The sequence below is a fragment of the Xenorhabdus miraniensis genome (assembly GCF_002632615.1).
In genome coordinates this window covers 52,978-74,209 of the sequence record NZ_NITZ01000019.1, presented here as the reverse complement: position 1 = coordinate 74,209, position 21,232 = coordinate 52,978, and the positions used below count along the sequence as shown (strand labels likewise).

The following is a 21,232-nucleotide window of genomic DNA, read 5'->3' as shown; positions in this document are numbered from 1 at the left end:
TTTAAAAGCCTGTCAGAATATTCGCAGGCTTTTATATTCTATGTAACATGATCTTTTTTAGTGATGATGATTAATTAATAGAAGAAAAACTGAAAAAATGCCAAAAAAAAAAGCCTATCATGGGCTGACAGGCAAAGACTACACACAGCAATATATATTACTTCGTTCATCCCAGCCTATGGCGTTTATAGGCTGGGGTAGCAATTCACTGGGAAACATTTGTTTCGATGTAAAGAATACTAATTTAATAAATGAGTTTATTCATTAAGAATCCTCTTAATAAATAGAACCTAGAAAAGAAACTTTGAAAAAATAACTTTTTTGTAACAATTTTCCGGTGATTTTTATTTCTTTTGAAAAATGAATTTATTTTTTAGATAGGACTTGGGAGACATATTCATCGCAATGATAATTGCGTGAGAAAATAATATTCTCACGCAGTTATTTGATTATTTAACGTGCTTCTTGCTGAAATGTTTTTCTGCATCGGCCATATTACTTTCAGGCTTAGGGACTTCATTCATCCATGCCAACAGGAGGCTGTAAGAAATAGCCAGCACAACAGGGCCAATAAATAACCCGATTACACCCAAAGAAAGTATACCGCCTATTACACCAGTAAGAATTAAAACCATCGGTAAGTCAGCACCAAGGCGAATAAGGAAGGGGCGAAGCACACCATCCATTGTCGTCAGAACCAGGCTCCAGACAACCAAAATGGTTCCCCATGTTGTTTCTCCTGTCCAATAAAGCCATGCGATAGATGGAATAAGGACGAGTAAAGGCCCTAGCTGGGCAACACAACATACAAACATCAGCACTGTTAATATCATTGGATAGGGAATGCCGGCAATGGCTAGCCCAATTCCACCCGCGATGGCTTGAACCAAGGCTGTGACAACCACACCAAGAGCAACGGCGCGAATGGATTGTGCTGCCAGTAATACTACTGCATCACCACGTTTATCTGCCAGCCGGATAGCGAAATGGCGAATACTGAGCATAACCTGTTCACCTTTCCAATACAGTAATACGCTGAACATTACCATCAGTGCCAGATGGAAAAGGAAGCGGCCTGCATTAGCGGCTTGAGTAAAAAACCATGTTGCGGCTTTACCGATATAAGGCGGAATTTTGTTGAGAAGCAGGTTACTGCCATCAGCAATGAGAGCTTGCCATTTAAGATATAAATCATCGCCAACCACAGGTATTCGGCTGAGCCACTCCAATTGTGGCAGATGAAAAGCAGAGGGGGATTTTGCCCATGCAATCAATGGAGCACTGTTTTCCACCAAGCTGCTGACCAGTAATGCGATCGGAATAACGAACAATAAGACTAATAGTAACGTCATTATGGAAACGGCGATCCAGCGCTTTCCCCATAATCGTTGTTGCAGTTTTTCCAACAAGGGCCAAGTTGCGATAACGACCATTCCCGACCAAATGAATCCTAAAATGAAAGGGCTTAAGACCCAAAAACTGGTTGTAATGAGCAATAAAATGAAAAATAGAGCGAATAACAGTTTGGGCAGATCTTGGTATGATTGCGATTTTTCCATGAAATAATTTCTCTTGGCAATTGAAAATACTGTTGGCAGTAACAATGGTAATTAAATATAACGTTATTTCACTGGTTGCTCAAAATAGATAAATATTGTGATATGGTTAAAAGCCTGCCTCTCAGGCAAGTGTCTGAGTTACGCTACCCTGGATAGTATATAAATAGAACGCAATGTTGATACTAAATGCTAATGAGAAAAGGGGCAACTAGCCAATGATCCCACGTATATCACAAGCCCCCCATGTCAGTGATCTGGCACAGGACTATTTGACTGCATTGAAAGAAGCTGGCTTTACTGGAGACACAACCAGTAGTTATGCCGATAGACTGACTATGGCGACAGATAACAGTATTTACCAATTGTTGCCGCAAGCTGTTGTATTCCCGCGCTCCAGTGCCGATGTTGTATTATTGACAAGGATAGCAGGTGAGGAACGCTTTCAAACTCTGACATTTACCCCACGAGGTGGGGGAACTGGAACGAATGGGCAATCACTTAACAATGGTATTGTGGTGGATATGTCCCGGTACATGAACCGTATTCTGGAAATTAATCCAGAACAGGGATGGGTTAAAGTCGAAGCCGGTGTTATCAAAGATCAACTCAATCAATATCTGAAACCATTTGGTTACTTTTTTTCTCCTGAACTCTCAACCAGCAATCGCGCCACTTTGGGCGGCATGATCAATACAGATGCTTCCGGCCAAGGATCGTTGGTTTATGGTAAAACTTCTGATCATGTGTTGGGTGTGCGTGCTGTTTTATTGGGAGGGGAAATGTTTGATACCCGATCTATGAATACGGCATTGGCGGAATCGATTGCTCAGGAAGAGACGCGCATCGGGGGTATTTATAAAACGGTCTTGGAGCGTTGTCGTGAGCAAAGGAAGTTGATTCTTGAGAAGTTTCCTAAGCTCAATCGGTTCCTGACAGGATACGATTTACGCCATGTGTTCAGCGATGATATGCAGACGTTTGACCTTACCCGTATTTTAACCGGCTCTGAAGGCACACTGGCCTTTATTACAGAGGCCACGTTGGATATTACTCCTCTGCCAAAAGTCAGGCGGTTGGTGAATGTTAAATATGACTCTTTCGATTCTGCCCTGCGTAATGCCCCTTTTATGGTAGAAGCGCAAGCACTTTCAGTCGAAACTGTGGACTCTAAAGTGCTCAATCTGGCGCGTGAAGATATCATCTGGCATTCAGTGAAAGAATTAATCGCTGATGTGCCTGATAAGGATATGCAAGGGCTGAATATTGTTGAATTCAGTGGTAATGATGAACCGCAAATTAATCAATTGGTTCATGATCTTTGCGTGCGCCTTGATGAATTAATGGCAAAAAATCAAGCGGGCATCATTGGTTATCAAACGTGCCATGACTTAATGGATATTGAACGCATTTATGCTATGCGGAAAAAATCCGTTGGATTACTTGGTAACAGTAAAGGCGCTGCCAAGCCAATTCCATTTGTCGAAGATACTTGCGTTCCACCGCAACACCTCGCTGATTATATTGCCGAGTTTCGTCAGTTGCTGGATAGTCACAAACTGAATTATGGCATGTTTGGACATGTAGATGCAGGTGTTTTACATGTGCGCCCTGCGCTGGATATGTGTGATCCTCAACAAGAAGTTTTGATGAAGCAGATTTCTGATGAAATTGTTCATTTGACAGCAAAATATGGTGGTTTGTTATGGGGTGAGCATGGTAAAGGATTCCGTGCGGAATACAGTCCGGCTTTTTTTGGCGAAACTTTGTATGATGAATTGCGTCGTATTAAAGCGGCATTTGATCCATTTAATCGCCTGAATCCGGGGAAAATTTGCCCACCAATTGGCATTGATTCCCCAATGATGAAAGTTGATGCAGCCAAGCGAGGAACCTATGATCGTACCATTCCTGTCAATGTGAGAACGGCATTTCGTGGAGCGATGGAATGTAATGGCAATGGCTTGTGCTTCAATTTTGATGTCAAAAGCCCCATGTGCCCTTCAATGAAAATTAGCCAGCATCGCATACATTCTCCCAAAGGAAGGGCAACTCTTGTCAGGGAGTGGTTGCGGCTTTTGACGGAGCAGGGGGTTGAGCCTGATTTATTGGAGCAGGGATTTGATCAGACGCGCCCCAGTTTACGAGGATTGATTGAAAAAACGCGCCATAGCTGGAAAGCATGGCGAGGAGAGTATGATTTTTCACATGAAGTGAAAGAAGCAATGTCAGGTTGTTTAGCCTGTAAGGCTTGTTCAACACAATGCCCGATTAAGATTGATGTCCCTTCGTTCCGTTCGCGTTTTTTGGAACTTTATCACGGTCGTTACCTGCGTCCCCTGCGTGATCATATTGTTGCGAATGTTGAGCACAGTACGCCGTTGATGGCAAAAGTACCTCGGATGTTTAATTTTTTCCTGAAACAGCCGTGGGTACAGAAAATCAGCCAAAATACTATTGGTATGGTTGATCTGCCATTACTTTCCTATCCGACATTGCAACAACAGCTTGCAGGCCATTATGCTGCCAGAACGACGTTGGAACAATTAGAAACCCTATCGCCATCTGAACGTGCTCAGCATATGCTGATTGTTCAAGATCCTTTTACGAGTTATCACGATGCGAAAGTGGTGACTGATTTTGTGCAATTGGTGGAAAAATTGGGATATAAACCCGTATTGTTACCATTTTCACCGAACGGGAAGGCGCAACATGTCAAAGGGTTTTTGAGCCGATTTGCCAAAACGGCAGAAAAAACGGCTGATTTTCTTAATCGAGTGGCGCGTCTGAATATTCCCATGGTGGGAGTCGACCCTGCTTTAGTATTGTGTTATCGGGATGAATATCAAGATATTCTTGGCGAGCGACGGGGTAATTTTCAGGTTCAATTAGTCCATGAGTGGCTAATCAATAACCTGCCGGAAAAAATGTCACCAGAGAAGTGTGATAGCTTAATATCCAGCCAGAATTGGTATTTACTGGGGCACTGTACAGAAGTGACGGCATTGCCGAATAGCGGTAAGCAATGGGGGGATATTTTCCGTCATTTTGGTCATCAATTAAATAATGTCAGTGTAGGATGCTGTGGTATGGCAGGTACATACGGACATGAAAAGAAAAATTTGGATAACTCGATTGGCATCTACAAGCTTTCATGGGCTCCGGCACTGAAAAATCTCTCTTTAGAGCACTGTCTGAGTACAGGATATTCATGCCGCAGTCAGGTGAAACGTCTGGAAGGAAAGCAACTTAAACATCCATTACAAGCCTTATTGGAGATAATAACGTGATTTGGAAACGTAATATAGATGTGAATATGCTGAATCAATTTATTGATGAGAGCATGGTAAGACATGTAGGAATCGAGTTTACCCAGATTGGCGATGATTTTATTGAAGGAATAATGCCTGTTGATCAACGGACTAAACAGCCGTTTGGTATTCTGCATGGCGGGGCCTCGGTGGTATTGGCTGAAACACTTGGTTCGTTCGCGGGGTATCTTTGCTCAGAAGGTGAACAGCAAGTGGTAGGGGTTGAGATCAATGCCAACCATCTTAAATCTGTTCGTGAAGGCGTAGTTAAAGGTGTTTGTAAACCTATCCATCTGGGGCGTTCACATCAAGTTTGGCAGATTGATATCTATAATGATAAACAACAATTGTGTTGTACATCCCGCCTGACAACAGCGGTTTTGTCTTAGCATTATTATTCCAACCGATGATTGCGTTTTTGTTCCTGTCAGTATTTGGCTGACGGGAACAACCTGATATATTTTTGCCGTGAATGGGATAGAATAGTCTTGCAAAGTAGTCTATTAATTAACCAATAACATTCAAGTATCAGTTCAGGAAGCATGTTATGAAACGATTTTTAACTTTGATCGGCATCTTCTTGGTTGCCATGTTATCGTTAGGGGGATTGGCTAATACCGCTTATGCTCTCGAATACCCATTGCCTCCTGCTAATAGTCGTTTGATTGGTAAAAACTCGACTTATGTTGTGCCCGATGATGGTCTTCCACTGGAATCCATTGCAACTAAATACGAAATCGGCTTATTGGCAATGTTGGAAGCTAACCCTGGAGTTGATCCGTATTTACCGAAAGCCGGTACGGAACTCATTATTCCATCGCAGATGCTGCTTCCAGATACACCCCGTCAGGGGATTATCATCAACCTGGCTGAATTGAGGCTCTATTATTTCCCCAATGGGGCAAACCATGTCATCGTATATCCTATCGGTATAGGTCAACTTGGACGTAATACACCAACTATGACGACATCAGTTAGCCAATTGATCAAACATCCAACATGGACACCAACTGCTAATATCCGCAAGGATTATGCAAGTCGGGGAATCATTTTACCCACTGTGATACCTGCGGGCCCGGATAATCCAATGGGTGATTTTGCTTTACGTTTAGCGGCTGGACGTGGTGAATATCTAATCCACGGCACAAATGCGAATTTTGGTATTGGCATGCGTGTCAGTTCGGGATGTATTCGCTTAAGGCCCGACGATATTGAACATTTGTTCCGCATAATTCCACGGGGAACGCGTGTTCAGATCATTAATGAACCTATTAAGTACGCTGTAGAGCCGAACGGTAAGCGCTATGTGGAAGTTCATCAGCCCCTTTCTAAACAAGAGACAGATGATCCACAGATATTGCCAATCCCGCGTTCTGAAGGATTAATGAAATTCATTGCTGATAGTAAAACAAACGAACTTCTTGTTGATCAAGCTATAATCCGCCGTTCAGGAATGCCGGTAGAGGTAAATATAGGGCAGGTTTCAAATAGTCAAAAAGAACCGGGAATTTTAGGGCCGACTGAAAATGGTGAAGCAACTATTTCTGAAACTAAACCCGCTAAAATCCCTCGATTACGTCAGCCAGGACCAATTTATCAACCTGAAACCTGAATCTTTAATGATATAGGGAGAAAGGGAGTTATTTTCGTTTAATAAATGGGAACTGGAAAAGAGAAATGGCGTACACTGTAGTACGCCATTTTTGTTATTTGCTACAAGCTTATTTCTTGTATGAACGAACTTGGTTATTAAGGCGTTGATTCGCTCGAGCTGCTTCGTCTTTGGCTGATTGTACATCAGAACGAATAGAACTAAGGTCATTGCTCAGCTGGTCAACTTTAGAACCGAGAGTTTGAACCTGCGAAGCAAGTTGCTCGACTTTAGTCGCGCTTGAACAACCTGCTAACAGAGTAGAAGCCAGAATTACTGCACCAAGTACAACTTTAGTACGATTCATTACAATACCCTCTAGATTAAGTTAATCTCCAAGTAGCCATCTAAGTATTACACAAACTATTTTAGAAAGAGAATAAATTTTTTCTACGAAAAAAAATTCTACTGTTCTTTATCTCAAAATAAGCCAATAATTTTTGGACATCGACAATAAAATAGTAGTCGAGTGGATGATTTAACCAGAATCGTCTTAATTGTTACGTGATGTGCATACCATTTTTACAGTTTTGACATAATAAATGAGAGCACAAATTGTCTATTTAGTTATTTTAATGGTCGAGAAGTCATTAAACCAAATATCAATAAAGCAATGCAACTTATTGTTATGTGGTGAGTATTGGTCTTAAACGCCAATGAGTAAAAACAGTAAAGTATTTCTGTATTGAACATCACTATAGAAGGCTACGAATAAATTATGGTTCTGGTATTAGCCTGTGTTTCCTAACATTATGGTTTATTTCAATTTTGGAAATATGTTCAATGTAACTGTATAGAAATTGTAAAGTTCATTAAGATAATGGTACGTCATGGAAATATAAAAAGCCCAATTCAGTTTAATACCAATATGGGCTTTAATTATGATTGACTATGCTGCCTGAGGTTAGGCAGCACAATGTTCATGATTAAAAAGTACAGCTTTAAAGCACATGAACAGAAGACGTGTTTGTTGTGCCACTTGGTACCAATGCGCCAGATACCATGACAACGATATCGCCTTTATTTGCCATACCACTCGCCAAAGCAGCTTCTTTACCAATGCGGTAAAAATCATCAGTAGAAGCGATTTCTTTTACAATCTGAGTGGAAACACCTTTGACCAATAGTAATTGGCGCGCAGTGATTTCATTGGTGGTCAAAGCAAGAATTTGTGCGTTAGGGAAATATTTGCGAATAGATCTTGCAGATTTACCGCCATAGGTTGCTACAACGATTAACGGTGCTTCCAGTTTTTCTGCAATTTCAACAGCGCCACGGCTGACTGCCTCAGTAACGCGCAGTTTCTGAATCTTGGTATTTTCAATGCGGCTGTTCATGACGCGGTCTGTACGTTCACAGATAGTTGCCATGATGGAAACCGCCTCAACAGGATATTTTCCTTTAGCGCTTTCACCGGAAAGCATGACTGCATCAGTGCCATCTAAAATAGCGTTGGCAACGTCGCCTGCTTCAGCACGGGTAGGGCGTGGGTTTTTGATCATGGAATCCAGCATTTGAGTTGCGGTGATAACAACTTTACGAGCTGCATTACATTTTTCGATCATCATCTTCTGAGCGAAGATAACTTCTTCAACTGGGATTTCAACGCCTAAATCACCGCGAGCAACCATGATACCGTCTGAGGCTTCAAGAATTTCATCGAAGTTATTCAAGCCTTCCTGGTTTTCAATTTTAGAAATAATTTGGATATGTTCGCCAGCGTGGGCTTTCAGGTGCTCACGAATTTCCAGAACATCGGAGCGCTTACGGATGAAAGATGCAGCGATGAAATCTACACCTTGCTCACAACCGAATACCAGATCTTGTTTGTCTTTCTCTGCCAATGCAGGCAGGTTGATGGAAACATTCGGCAGGTTAACGCCTTTATTTTCGCCCAGGTCACCATTGTTCAATACTTCACAGATAACTTCAGTTTCAGTGACATTTTTGACTGTCATGGCGATCAAACCATCATCAACCAATATGGTATTACCTGATACCAAATCTGCCGGCAGCCCTGCATAAGTCACTGCAACGCGATCTTGATTGCCAATGGTGGATTTATCTGTCGTAAAGGTAAAAATCTGGCCTGCGGTAAGAGAGACATCTTTGCCTCCTTCCAGCTTCATGGTGCGTATTTCAGGGCCTTTGGTATCCAGTAGGATTGCTGCTTTTTTGCCAGTTTTCGCTGCGACCGCGCGAATATTTTTAATGCGTTGACCATGCTCTTCGTAATCACCGTGAGAAAAATTCAAACGCATTACATTCATGCCGGCATTGAGCAGTTCGGTCAATTTTTCTTCGGATTCTGTTTTTGGCCCGATAGTACAAACAATTTTGGTTTTTTTCATGACAATCTATCTACTGGTTTTAATGGATTAAAAGAGTGAATCGCCAACCATTGACATTTATGCCAACATCATCTGGAGTTGTAAGTTGCGCAACATAATGGAAAACGGATAGCAGAAAGCGTCAAATGGTTTTTTAGCATGAAGTCAAGCACGTGCAGACATGCGGACTTGGTTAGATTAATCATCTGTAATTTTTTCTGAATTCGGTAAATTAATTAGCTGAAACCATTCAACTCATGACAGGAGCGTATTATAGAGACTAATTTCTGTGAAATGAATCAAAAAAACGGTTCTTGAAAAGATTTATATACAGAAAAGCAGAAATATCCTGGTTCATGTTAAAAAAATCAGTGAGTTGTTGCGCAAACAGGGTGTAGTTGAATTTTTGGTGTTCAGAATAGGTTGGGGAACAATTGGTACATTTTATGGAATAAAGGATGACAATAAGCGGATAGAAAAATGTGGAATTACTTTCGGGAGTAGTGAGATAAGATTTGGTGCGTCCGAGTGGACTCGAACCACCGACCCCCACCATGTCAAGGTGGTGCTCTAACCAACTGAGCTACGGACGCACATAGAACTGTTTGCTATGTCAACCTGATATTTGGTGCGTCCGAGTGGACTCGAACCACCGACCCCCACCATGTCAAGGTGGTGCTCTAACCAACTGAGCTACGGACGCAATCTAAATTACCGTGGCTGACAACGGGGACGAATATTAACGGGCACTGAGCTTTCTGGCAAGGGAAAAAATGCAAATTCTTGTTCAACTGCTCGTATTTACATCTTTTAGCATGAATTTACAGCTTTTCCCTTGGGTTATTAACTTAATGTGCTGAATTAACGAGAGGATCGTATCAAAACAGAGTGTTCAGGTTGTTTTTGTGTCCACAGAATTCGGTAACCCATCATAAACGCCGCTGCCGTCAAGCCGATAATGAAACCGATCCAGAAACCTTGTGGCCCCATCGGTTCAGTAACATAATCAGTCAACGCCAGAATATATCCGCTAGGTAACCCTAACAGCCAATATGCAATGAAAGTGATAAAGAAGATCGAACGTGTATCTTTATATCCACGCAATACGCCTGAGCCAATGACCTGAACGGCATCAGAAAGTTGATAAATGGCCGCAAACAGCATCAAGTGGGAGGCCAGGATGACAACTTCAGGATTGTCGTTATACATAAATGCAATTCGTTCGCGGAACAATACCGTGAACGTTGCCGTCATAACAGCAAGGATTAAGCCAACAACAAGACTGGTGTAAGCGGATATTTTCGCACCTTCAGTTGATTTCTGACCAAGGTTATGACCAACCCGAATAGTCGCAGCGATCCCCAATGACAGCGGGAACATAAACATCATGGAGCTGAAATTGAGCGATATCTGGTGCCCGGCAACCGCGACAACGCCAAGCGGAGAAACCAGCAATGAAACAACTGCAAAAAGTGTTACCTCAAAGAACATGGCCAGTGCGATAGGCAAGCCGAGCAGTGCAATTCGTTTTTGGGTATGCCATTTAGGGCCTGAAAAATGACTAAATGTTTGAATATCTTTTTGAGCAGGAGAATGCCTTACATATACAAGCAACAGAAGGAACATAACCCAGTAGACCGTTGCTGTTGCAACACCACAACCAACACCGCCCAATTCAGGTGCACCAAATTTGCCGTAAATGAAAATATAATTGACGGGGATATTAACCAGTAAGCCGGCAATACCGATTATCATTGCAGGCTTGGTTTTCGACAACCCCTCACATTGGCCGCGTAATACCTGATAAAACAAGTAACCTGGCGCACCCCACATAATGGCATGGATAAAATCTGTGGCTTTTTGCGCCAATACAGGATCGACGTTATGTTGTGCTTCTATAATAAAGCGGCTGTTATACAATACCGCGATAATTAAGATAGAAAGGAAAGTTGCAAGCCAGAATCCTTGTTGAATCTGAGAAGCAACATTTTTTCTGTGACCAGAGCCATTCATGTGTGCCACGATTGGTGTTAGTGCAAGCAATAGACCTTGACCAAACAGGATAGTTGGCAACCAAATTGATGTACCAACGGCAACTGCTGACATCTCAATAGCCCCAGCTTTACCTGCCATGACTGTATCGACAAAACCCATTGCAGTTTGTGAAAATTGGGCGATGATTATGGGAATTCCCAGAGCGAGCAAACTACGCGCTTCATTTAAATACTTCTGCACGTACTACACCTTTTTTGATTTAAAATTAAGTAGAAAAACAAAGAATATTTCTGCGAGCAAACGATGTTAGTGGAAAATGTATCGCTTATAAGCTTCCCTATTGTATAGGACTCATTTTATTAAGCCAATCATTGCACGATGTTTGTACTCAATAAACTATATTCAATTAAAACGACACGCAACCAAACTAGTGTTTAAAAGTGGTGAGTGGGTTAAACTAACTTTTGCAATGTAAAATGATTAAAGAGGTTCCCATGTTTACAGGTATCGTTCAGGGAAAAGCGCCGCTAGTTGCTATTGATGAAAAAATGCACTTTCGTACCCATGTTGTTAAATTTCCGGCTGAATTATTACCCGGAATTGAAACGGGCGCTTCTGTTTCCCATAACGGCTGTTGTTTAACTGTAACCAAGATCGATGGTGATTTAATTAGCTTTGATTTAATGAAAGAAACCCTGCGTTTGACCAACCTTGGTGAACTTAACGTTGGTGATTTAGTCAATCTGGAGAGGGCGGCTAAATTTGGCGATGAAATTGGCGGGCATTTGATGTCTGGTCATGTTATTACGACAGCAGAAATTGCCAAGATCTTCACTTCAGAAAATAATCATGAAATTTGGTTTCGGATCCACGATAAGCAATTAATGAAATATATCCTGCATAAAGGTTTTATCGGCATCGATGGGATTAGTCTGACAATAGGGGACGTTGTGAATAACCGTTTCTGTGTCCACTTGATCCCAGAAACTTTGGCGCGTACGACACTCGGTAAAAAACGCCTTGGTCAAAAGGTCAACATTGAGATTGATCCACAAACTCAAGCGATTGTGGATACCGTAGAACGGGTGATGGCACAGAAAGAACAGGAAAGATTGTTGTCACAAACTGAAGAACAATAAATATTATCAAGTTGTGGTAAATGTTTTTGTGGCGAAGCCCTGAATTGAACATGAAAGCTACAGAAATTACATTTCTGTAGCTTCTCGAACTCGAGCGATGAAGCAAATTTCTATCTGGGCACTCTCAAACCTTTTTCAATACCTTGCGGGCTAAATACGATTTGCCAGAGTTGAATATCCCTCGCACGAAATGCACCTGCACAGGCATTCAAGTAATAGCTGAACATCCGTTTGAAACGCGGACTGTAGTTATGTTCTATTTCGTGCCAGCTTGCAGTAAAGCGCTTATACCATTCCATAAGCGTCAGGTCATAATCTGCGCCAAAATTGTGCCAATCTTCCATAACAAATTTTCCATTAGTCGCTTTGGCTATTTTTGAAATCGATGGTAAGCAACCGTTGGGAAAGATATATTTGGTGATCCAGGCATCAGTGCCAGATTTATTGATATTAGAACCAATGGAATGGAGAAGAAACAGACCATCGGGTCTCAGGTTCTGTTTCACTATCTGGAAATAATTGTCATAATTTTTGGGGCCAACGTGCTCAAACATGCCAACGGAAACAATGCGATCAAACTGAAGGTTAAGGTTACGATAATCTTCAAGGATAATTTTGACATCTAGATCCTTGCAGCGCTCTTGAGCATATTTTTGTTGCTCGGCTGAAATTGTTACCCCAGTAACAGATACCCCATAATTTTCTGCGGCATAGGCGGCCAAACCACCCCATCCACAACCGATATCTAATAAAGTCATGCCTGGAGCTAGTTGTAGTTTTTCACAAATAAGACGGAGTTTATTGGATTGGGCTTCTTCCAGGGTATTGGCATCTTTCCAGTAACCACAGGAGTATTGCATATAAGGATCAAGAATTCGGGTAAACAAATCATTACCTAAATTATAGTGTTCTTTACCGACAATCCAGGCTCGTTTTGGAGATTGTAAATTAAATATACGAGAGATAATTATCTGCAAAATATCTTTAGTATTTTTGGGGATACGGCGATCCAAACCGGCCCGTAATATTTTATGAAAGAAAATATCAAGGCGATCACATTCCCACCAGCCATCCATATAACTTTCACCCAGTCCCAAAGAGCCTTCTTTCAATACTCGTTTATAAAAATCAGGATTTTTAATGCGTATATCGAAGGAGCGTTTGCCATTGATATCAATATCAGCTTCTTGAAGCAATTCATGGGCGATTCTATGCCAAGAATCCGTTATTGTTTTTTTATCTTCAACGAAAGATGAACTCATATACTCTCCAACATTTGTGTGATGGAATTTTGAGGTATCGTTTTGTAGCTGACTTTTATTATGTTAAAGCCATAATGGATTGTTAGAAATAATATAGATATTAAACTAAAATAAAAAATTGCCTATCTGCCTTGAAATTTAAGAAGGGCTTCAATGCCCTGCAAAACCTCAAATTCCGAGTTTTTAGAATAAAGAATAGGTATGAGTATATGAGTGAAATGGTATTTAAACAATCATCTAAAGGTCACATAATGCTGTAACCTTTAGATAATAATGTTCTTAATTATTATTTTTTTGAGAAATTGTTTAATTTATGTTTAGTGGTTTTCTTCCACATTTTTCTTTTGTAGCCAATAACCTATTGCCATTGGAACAACAGTAAGAGCCATAACTGTTGTTGTAGATAAGAGAGGATATTTCATAAATATAGAAACAAATGAACTCGCAACAAAACAAAGACCTAATTGAAGGGCATTTTGCAATGCAGCAGCTTTACCGCTGTTCTTAGGATAGACCGAAAGAGCTTTTGCCACGGCAATAGGGTAGGAGGCTCCATTCATTGCGGCCATAAAGCAAAAAGGGGCAAGAATGGCCATAAATGAAGGTTCACTTAATATGGAAATTAAATAAATAATGATCATGCTTACAGCATAACCCACCAATAGGAACGGGAATACTGTTTCGCTTTTCACTTTTTCCAGCAAGATACGGCAACCATAACCGCCAATCATAAATGCCAGAGTTTGGGGAATATAACTTAGGCCAATATTGGTAGGATCATAACCCATATTATTCAAAATGATGGGCGAGCCAGTCAGCCAGGCAAAAAAACCAGCACTGCAAGAAGCATAAATCAATACGTTTCCACTAAAAACAGGGGATTTCAGTAACGTAAGGAAAGAAACTGTCTTCTTATCCGTGGTTACTTCAATGTTATTGAGCTTATTGGTCAGGCAAAGTGTTGGCATTAATAGTAAGAGAGTTACTATCATTAAAACAAAGAAAATGATTCTCCAACCATCATGGATCAATAACCATGCGCCTAATAAAGGAGCGAGGGCGGGAGAAAGGGCAACCAGAGGCATGATCATAGCAAAAACGTGTTTGGCGTGCTCTGTATCATATCTATCGACGACCAGTGCTTGCCAGGAAACCGCAGCAGAACAGACGCCAACTGCTTGAATAAATCTCAGTACCAGCAATTGAGTGGCATCCGTTATCCAGAGCATACCTAAACAGCTAATGGAAAACAGAGATAGTCCGATAATAAGAACAGGTTTTCTGCCTAAGCGATCAGATAATTGTCCCCATAAAAGCTGTGCAAAGGCAAAGCCGGCAAGAAAAATGCTAAGACTCGCACTAATGGCGTTTTCTGATGTACCTAATTCTGCTTTCATTGCATCAAAAGCTGGCAAATACATATCGATAGCCAAATAGCCGAGCATACTCAGGCCGGCGAGATAAAACATGAATGAAATTGAGTTTTTATTTGTTGCCATAATATTAATAAACGGTGTTAATAAGTGATGTTAATAAATAGTGTTAATAACTTGACGTGGTAGTTGATAAGGAGATACCCGACTTATTTTATATGGCATGATTTTTACTTGTGAAACGGTAATATTTGCACCATGTTGTGAAAAAATTTGAAAGGAATATATATGTGGTCTGAATACTCTCTGGAAGTTATTGATGCTGTTGCCAGAACAGGAAGTTTTAGCGCTGCCGCATCAGAGCTTCATCGTGTACCTTCCGCTGTCAGCTATACGGTAAAACAACTTGAAGAATGGCTGGCAGTACCTTTATTTGAACGTCGTCATCGTGATGTGGATTTAACTGAGGCTGGAGTTATTTTTGTCAAGGAGGCTAGATCTGTTATCAAAAAAATGAATCACACCCGACACCAGTGCCAGCAAGTGGCTAATGGGTGGCGGGGACAATTCAGTATTGCGGTTGATCAAGTTGTAAAGCCAGAGCGGACACTTCAGTTGATTTTGGATTTTTACCGCCATTTTCCAGATATTGAATTGTTTATCTATCCTGAAGTTTTTAATGGGGTATGGGATGCTCTTGTCGATGAGAGAGTGGATGTTGCCATTGGTGCGACACGTGCCTCTCCTGTCGGTGAGCGATATAGCTTTAGGGATATGGGATTCATGCCCTGGTTGTGTGTCGCCAGCCCTGAACATGAACTGGCTGCAATATCGGGAAAACTGAACGATGATCAAATTCGGCTTTATTCCAGTTTGTGTCTTGAAGACACTTCGCGCAGCTTACCTAAACGCGATACATGGGCTCTGGATAACCAACGGCGATTGGTTGTGCCTGATTGGGATGCTGGATTGAGTTGCCTGATGGATGGGTTGTGTGTCGGGATGGTGCCCAAGCATCGCGCACTGCCGTTGATCCGTAAAGGAAAGTTAGTTGCACTGGAACTTGAACAACCACTGCCTGATAGCCCATGTTGCTTAACATGGTCAGAAGAATGTCATTCACCAGCATTAAGTTGGTTACTTAGTTATCTTGGAGATAGTGAAACACTTAATGCTGAGTGGTTGCAGGAAAATTAACTATTAACGGCGATAATCGATAAAAGGTCCATCCGCCACGGAGCGGCGCTCAACGAGACGCGGATGGACTTCAATAGTTTGTGCATCTTCACGCTTATTAACGATCCTATCTAATAGCATTGAGAAGGCCATTTGCCCCAGACGTTCTTTGGGCTGGTGGATGGTTGTTAATGCTGGTGTAAAATAGCGGGCATTACGAATATTGTCATAACCGATGATAGAAATGTCTTGCGGAACGCGTAATCCCAATTCATCGGCTGCACAAATTGCACCCATTGCCATAACATCGCCACCGCAAAAAACAGCAGTTGGGCGATGCTTTTGATTCAGGATCTTACACATGGCCTGATAACCGGATTCAGGCTCAAAATCACCTTGTACAATCCACTCGTCCCGAATAGTGATATTGGCTTCTTTCAGTGCCTTGAGAAAACCTTGATGACGTCCGCCTCCGGTATTTCTTGCCAATGGCCCCGGAATAGATGCAATATCACGATGGCCGCGTTCAATAAGGTAACGACCCGCCAAGTAACCACCATGAAAAGCGTTATCAATAATTGCATCAGTAAAATCCCCTCTGGATTCTCCCCAATCCATCACTACCATGGGAATATTACGATAGTCTTCTAACATACCTAAAAGTTGTTCAGGATATTCTGAACACATTACCAGCAAACCATCTACGCGTTTTTGCGCCAACATTGCGAGATAAGCTTTCTGCTTATCAAGATTGTTATGAGAATTACACAAAATCAGCGTGTAGCCTTTGCCATAGCAGCTATTTTCAACAGATTCTATGATTTCAGCAAAATAAGGGGCTTCACTTGATGTTGCCAACAATCCAATGGATTTAGTGTGATTAACTTTCAAGCTGCGAGCAACCGCGCTGGGAGAATAATTCAGCTCCTTAATCGCAGCCCAAACTGTAGCCTTTGTATCTTCGGCGACGAAGCGGGTTTTATTGATAACATGGGACACGGTTGTGGTCGAAACACCAGCGCGTTTGGCCACATCTTTAATCGTTGCCATGATAAAAAGGACTCCTGACCTTATGGTCTAAATTGATATACCCTTCATTTTTCAGGCTGCCACATAGTTGATTGCTCTAACTTGTGTCACTTTGCAACCTGAAATCTATTGGATGTAGATATTTGTTAAGCGTTTGCCAATATATTTATATATAGAGTGATGGTTGGCAATAATTTAGCAATGAACCTTGAATTTTGTCTGATCTAGCTCAAAAGTGAAAGTAATAATCGATGTTATAAAGAGTATGGCTCAAGGATTACAGTATAGTTTTTTAGATAATGCGATAAATAACCATCTAGAGCTTATGGTATTGAGATATCTTAATTTTCACATTGAGGATAGTCTATGGATACAGATCTGAAGTTGGGATTATTGGCTGCCAGCAGTGCATTAATCATGATTGTTTTTCTGGGAAGCCTTTGCCTTATCTGATCGAGTTCGAGAAAAAGAATTGAGTATAACATCACTTGTTCTAAGGGTAGGTGCACCTGTTCATAATGTGATGAATAGGTGCACTTGCCCTTGTTATTTCAAACAGGGACGAGAATTAACCTTATTAAGCCAGGTTTTCTTCAACAAATTTCCAGTTAACTAAAGCCCAGAAGTGCTCCAGGTATTGAGGGCGCGCATTGCGGTAATCGATGTAATATGCGTGTTCCCAAACGTCAACTGTCAGTACTGGCTTATCTTCGCCTGTCAGTGGAGTTGCTGCGTTAGAGGTATTAACGATAGCGAGGCTGCCGTCAGTCTTCTTGACCAGCCATGTCCAGCCAGAACCAAAGTTTTTTAGGGCGGCGTCAGTAAACTGCTGTTTGAACTCAGCAAAAGAGCCGAAAGCACTATTGATAGCATCTGCTACTTTTCCGGTTGGTTCGCCACCGCCATTTGGTGACAGGCTATGCCAGTAGAAAGTATGGTTCCAGACTTGCGCTGCGTTATTAAAAATGCCGCCTTCAGATGTTTTGATGATCTCTTCCAGTGATTTTCCGGCAAACTCGGTCTCTTTAATCAGATTATTCAAGTTTACAACATAGGCGTTGTGATGTTTGCCGTAATGATATTCTAGAGTTTCTGCAGAAATGTGTGGTTCCAGGGCATTTTTGGCATAAGGTAATGCTGGTAATTCAAAAGACATTGCATGCTCCTTTTTAATATCGGGATTTTAGCTCTGTAAACCATGACTTAGATACTGAATCATGGGCAGAGCAAATTTAAGCTTATTATCATGTTGCTGTTTTGATAATTATCTTAACAACTTTTTTGCTAAATAACAGAAGAAAAGATGCTACTTAGCTGCGAACTGGCGTAGAACTGAGCTATAACATGAACTTAATACGGCTAATTAGGATAAAATAACTGATGAATACTTGTTGTAAATCATGGCAAAAATTTGCCATGGAAAGTTCGCGGTAGAAAAATCAGAGTAGAAAGTGGTATTCTGAATCAAACTTTTCTGATGCTGATGAATAGCACTTGCAGTTTAAGGAAGCAAAAATGACGACTATGAATACGAACACAGTTACTAATACAACAACTGAAGAAACCATTGAAAAAATCAAACGCCAAATTAGTGAGAACCCAATCCTGCTGTACATGAAAGGTTCTCCTAAATTGCCGAGCTGTGGTTTCTCTGCACAGGCGGTTCAGGCATTATCTGCCTGCGGTGAGCGTTTTGCTTATGTGGATATTCTGCAAAACCCAGATATTCGTGCTGAATTGCCTAAATATGCGCATTGGCCAACGTTTCCCCAGTTGTGGATTGATGGTGAACTGGTTGGTGGCTGTGACATTCTTGTTGAGATGTACCAGCGCGGTGAATTACAGGCTTTAATCAAAGAAACTGCTGACAAATACCGTGAACAAGAATAAATAAGTGAGTAATTCATCGGAATGATGAATGATTCCTGTAGCCCCATTCCCATAATAGGAGTGGGGCTTAATGTATCAGAATTAATATATTAGAATTAATGTATTAGAATTAATGTATTAGGGCTCGTTGTCAGCAGTATCTGCGGAAGGTAATGGCCAGCCACCCAGTCGTTTCCAACGATTGACGAGTTCACAGAAAAGCAGGGCAGTTCGATCGGTATCATAAAGCGCGCTGTGTGCCTGATTACTGTCAAACGGTATTTCCGCAGTGATGCAAGCTTTGGCAAGGATCGTCTGACCAAGAACCAACCCACTGAGAGCCGCAGTATCAAATGTCGCGAATGGATGAAATGGATTCCGCTTTAACCCGGAACGCTCTGCGGCTGCCATAACAAAATTATGATCAAAACTGGCGTTATGGGCGACCATGATTGCACGGTTGCAATTAGTGTTTTTCATACCCTTGCGGATCATTTTGAAAATAGCATGCAATGCAGTGTATTCGCTGACTGCTCCTCTTAAGGGATTTGTGGGGTCAATGCCTGTGAATGCCAGAGCGGCAGGATCAAGGTTAGCACCTTCAAAAGGGTCAATATGGAAATGCAGTGCATCAGCGGGCATCAGCCAGCCTTCTTCATCCATTTTTAAAGTGATTGCAGCAATTTCAAGTAAAGCATCTGTACGCGCATTAAAACCACCGGTTTCGACATCAATGACAACAGGATAGTAGCCGCGAAAGCGCCCGCTTAGCGTGTTTTGATCGTTTTTATTAGGCATCTGATTTTTAGTTCTTAACTTCAGGATTCTGTTCTTAAATCTGGAATAGGACGTATTATGACAAAATTTGCTATGTCTTGCAGAAGTAATATTTATCCAATGGAAAGGATCTACTTAATAGATTTCAAAATGCAGAGCGGTTATGAAAGAAGGAATTACTGAGAGTATAGTGAACTATGTGGCTGGAGTGAGAGCAGCCAACAGGGCTGCAACTCAAAACTTACCGTGTTAATTAATTTCCTAATGCACTACTCGCGCTTGTGTTTTCAATAAGCTCGATCTTATAGCCATCGGGATCTTCAACAAAAGCAATAACAGTTGTTCCGCCTTTAACAGGCCCTGCTTCGCGGATGACATTCCCGCCAGCGAGTTTAATACGCTCACAGGTCGCCGCAACGTCATCAACACCTAACGCAATGTGCCCAAATGCAGTGCCCATTTCGTAGCTTTCAACTCCCCAATTATAGGTTAGCTCAATAACTGCGCCTTGGCTCTCGTCGGTATAACCAACAAATGCAAGGGAATATTTATACTCTGGATTTTCACTAGTGCGAAGTAAACGCATGCCCATTACTTGAGTATAGAAATCAATCGAGCGCTGCATGTCGCCAACACGGATCATAGTATGGAGTAAACGCATAATTACCTCTTGATATTTATGGTGTTAGGGTGCCATATCGACAGCACCCAGCGGCTATTAATAGTATCTTATTTAGGTATATGATGAGAAATATATCTGGCTTTATGGATCACCGAATTACATATTTAAAATTCACCTTTTCCCAGCGCACTTTTGCATTGCTTTGGCATGGTAGATAATATGATTCTCAATGAAGCTGGCAATAAAGTAGTAGCTGTGGTCATACCCTGCATGAAAGTTGATGGTCACTGGATAACTGATTTTATCGCAAACAGCCTGTAGTAATTCAGGACGTAACTGCTCCTCAAGGAAATCATCATTGAGCCCTTGATCAATCAAAATTGGGAGCTGTTTTTTTGCGTTCTTAATCAACTCCACAGAGTCATATTGTTTCCATTCAGACTTGTTTTCACCAAGATAGTTGGAAAATGCTTTTATACCCCATGGAATTTGACTGGGAGCAACAATGGGTGAAAATGCCGATACGCTGCAATAACGATCAGGGTTTTTCAGGGCAATCACCATTGCGCCGTGGCCTCCCATAGAATGACCGCAGATCGACCGTATGTCCGTTACCTCAAAGTTTGCTTCAATCAGTTCAGGCAATTCCGAAACCACATAATCGTACATACGATAATGTGAAGACCAGGGTTGTTTTAACGCATTGAGATAAAATCCAGCCCCTTTTCCAAGATCATAAGCAGGATCATCAGCGACATCGTCACCTCGTGGGCTGGTATCTGGAGCAACAATAACCATACCATGCTCAGCTGCGTAACGTTGAGCGCCCGCTTTTGTGACGAAGTTTTGTTCGGTGCAAGTCAATCCAGAAAGCCAGTACAGTACAGGTAATTTTCTTTCTCTAATCTGGGGAGGCAGGAAAACTGAAAAACGCATCTGGCAACCCAAAACCTTTGATTCGTGTTGATAGACATCCTGCCATCCACCAAAACAGGCGTGATGTTCGATTCTTTCCATTACCTTTCTCTCTAAGGCTGATTATTTTAAGGTTAATTGTTTTAAGGTTAATTGTCTTAAGGTTAATTATTGTGGTAATTTTCAGGTTTTCTCAGAAACCGTGTTAGCTGACAACACGGTTTGCT

17 protein-coding genes and 2 tRNA genes are annotated in these 21,232 nt (G+C 41.5%); 6 read left to right on the top strand and 13 right to left on the bottom strand.

The genetic code is table 11. The features are described from left to right. Window positions 1–449 precede the first annotated feature (449 nt). Window positions 450–1,559, bottom strand: coding sequence for an AI-2E family transporter YdiK (gene ydiK, locus Xmir_RS16545; protein ID WP_099115304.1), 1,110 nt, complete (start codon window positions 1,557–1,559; stop codon window positions 450–452). Window positions 1,560–1,774: 215 nt separating this feature from the next. Between ydiK and ydiJ the strand changes: the two genes are divergently transcribed. The 3 genes from ydiJ (at window position 1,775) to Xmir_RS16530 (ending at window position 6,479) form a co-directional block, all read left to right on the top strand. Then, on the top strand, window positions 1,775–4,846 hold the full coding sequence (gene ydiJ / locus Xmir_RS16540) for a D-2-hydroxyglutarate dehydrogenase YdiJ (protein WP_099115303.1): 3,072 nt from the start codon (window positions 1,775–1,777) through the stop codon (window positions 4,844–4,846). Further along, a complete protein-coding gene (locus Xmir_RS16535; RefSeq protein ID WP_047964344.1) occupies window positions 4,843–5,256 on the top strand; it encodes a hotdog fold thioesterase in 414 nt (137 codons plus the stop codon). The genes ydiJ and Xmir_RS16535 overlap by 4 nt, the downstream gene beginning before the upstream one ends. A gap of 158 nt (window positions 5,257–5,414) precedes the next feature. Further along, window positions 5,415–6,479, top strand: a complete 1,065-nt coding sequence (locus Xmir_RS16530) for a L,D-transpeptidase family protein (RefSeq protein WP_099115301.1) — start codon at window positions 5,415–5,417, stop codon at window positions 6,477–6,479. A 109-nt stretch (window positions 6,480–6,588) separates the two neighbouring features. On the opposite strand, the gene Xmir_RS16525 is transcribed toward Xmir_RS16530, so the two are convergent. The 5 genes from Xmir_RS16525 to Xmir_RS16505 all read right to left on the bottom strand — a co-directional run bounded on the left by Xmir_RS16525 (window position 6,589) and on the right by Xmir_RS16505 (window position 11,083). Further along, complete coding sequence (locus tag Xmir_RS16525; RefSeq protein ID WP_047964342.1) at window positions 6,589–6,825, bottom strand: major outer membrane lipoprotein; 237 nt, start codon at window positions 6,823–6,825, stop codon at window positions 6,589–6,591. Between the two features lie 634 nt (window positions 6,826–7,459). After that, on the bottom strand, window positions 7,460–8,869 hold the full coding sequence (gene pykF, locus Xmir_RS16520) for a pyruvate kinase PykF (RefSeq protein WP_099115300.1): 1,410 nt from the start codon (window positions 8,867–8,869) through the stop codon (window positions 7,460–7,462). A 495-nt stretch (window positions 8,870–9,364) separates the two neighbouring features. Continuing rightward, a tRNA-Val gene (locus tag Xmir_RS16515) sits at window positions 9,365–9,441 on the bottom strand. A 33-nt stretch (window positions 9,442–9,474) separates the two neighbouring features. Beyond that, a tRNA-Val gene (locus tag Xmir_RS16510) sits at window positions 9,475–9,551 on the bottom strand. Window positions 9,552–9,709: 158 nt separating this feature from the next. Further along, window positions 9,710–11,083, bottom strand: coding sequence for an MATE family efflux transporter (locus Xmir_RS16505; protein WP_099115299.1), 1,374 nt, complete (start codon window positions 11,081–11,083; stop codon window positions 9,710–9,712). A gap of 254 nt (window positions 11,084–11,337) precedes the next feature. On the opposite strand from Xmir_RS16505, the gene Xmir_RS16500 reads away from it, so the two are divergent. After that, a complete protein-coding gene (locus Xmir_RS16500; RefSeq protein ID WP_099115297.1) occupies window positions 11,338–11,982 on the top strand; it encodes a riboflavin synthase subunit alpha in 645 nt (214 codons plus the stop codon). 110 nt (window positions 11,983–12,092) lie between these two features. On the opposite strand, the gene cfa is transcribed toward Xmir_RS16500, so the two are convergent. Together cfa and punC are read right to left on the bottom strand one after the other, a co-directional pair. After that, window positions 12,093–13,244 carry a cyclopropane fatty acyl phospholipid synthase gene (gene cfa, locus Xmir_RS16495; protein WP_099115296.1) on the bottom strand — a complete coding sequence of 384 codons (1,152 nt, stop codon included), beginning with the start codon at window positions 13,242–13,244 and terminating at the stop codon, window positions 12,093–12,095. 317 nt (window positions 13,245–13,561) lie between these two features. Next, window positions 13,562–14,743 (bottom strand): purine nucleoside transporter PunC, encoded by a 1,182-nt coding sequence (gene punC, locus Xmir_RS16490; RefSeq protein ID WP_099115294.1) that lies wholly within the window; start codon window positions 14,741–14,743, stop codon window positions 13,562–13,564. A gap of 162 nt (window positions 14,744–14,905) precedes the next feature. Here punC and punR point away from each other — a divergent pair, with 162 nt between their 5' ends. Further along, entirely contained in the window at window positions 14,906–15,814 is a 909-nt protein-coding gene (gene punR, locus Xmir_RS16485) for a DNA-binding transcriptional activator PunR (protein ID WP_099115293.1), read from the top strand. Window positions 15,815–15,817: 3 nt separating this feature from the next. On the opposite strand, the gene purR is transcribed toward punR, so the two are convergent. Beyond that, on the bottom strand, window positions 15,818–16,843 hold the full coding sequence (gene purR / locus Xmir_RS16480; protein ID WP_099115292.1) for an HTH-type transcriptional repressor PurR: 1,026 nt from the start codon (window positions 16,841–16,843) through the stop codon (window positions 15,818–15,820). Between the two features lie 556 nt (window positions 16,844–17,399). Next, window positions 17,400–17,978: a superoxide dismutase [Fe] gene (gene sodB / locus Xmir_RS16475; RefSeq protein ID WP_099115290.1), complete on the bottom strand. Its 579-nt coding sequence runs from the start codon at window positions 17,976–17,978 to the stop codon at window positions 17,400–17,402. A 368-nt stretch (window positions 17,979–18,346) separates the two neighbouring features. Here sodB and Xmir_RS16470 point away from each other — a divergent pair, with 368 nt between their 5' ends. Next, window positions 18,347–18,712 carry a Grx4 family monothiol glutaredoxin gene (locus Xmir_RS16470; RefSeq protein WP_422646022.1) on the top strand — a complete coding sequence of 122 codons (366 nt, stop codon included), beginning with the start codon at window positions 18,347–18,349 and terminating at the stop codon, window positions 18,710–18,712. Between the two features lie 117 nt (window positions 18,713–18,829). Here the strand turns inward: Xmir_RS16470 and rnt are convergent, their stop codons facing one another. The 3 genes from rnt to fghA all read right to left on the bottom strand — a co-directional run bounded on the left by rnt (window position 18,830) and on the right by fghA (window position 21,107). Next, window positions 18,830–19,489 carry a ribonuclease T gene (gene rnt, locus Xmir_RS16465; RefSeq protein WP_099115286.1) on the bottom strand — a complete coding sequence of 220 codons (660 nt, stop codon included), beginning with the start codon at window positions 19,487–19,489 and terminating at the stop codon, window positions 18,830–18,832. A gap of 232 nt (window positions 19,490–19,721) precedes the next feature. Next, window positions 19,722–20,129 carry a lactoylglutathione lyase gene (gene gloA, locus Xmir_RS16460; protein WP_099115285.1) on the bottom strand — a complete coding sequence of 136 codons (408 nt, stop codon included), beginning with the start codon at window positions 20,127–20,129 and terminating at the stop codon, window positions 19,722–19,724. A gap of 132 nt (window positions 20,130–20,261) precedes the next feature. After that, complete coding sequence (fghA, locus tag Xmir_RS16455; protein ID WP_099115283.1) at window positions 20,262–21,107, bottom strand: S-formylglutathione hydrolase; 846 nt, start codon at window positions 21,105–21,107, stop codon at window positions 20,262–20,264. Between the last annotated feature and the right edge of the window lie 125 nt (window positions 21,108–21,232).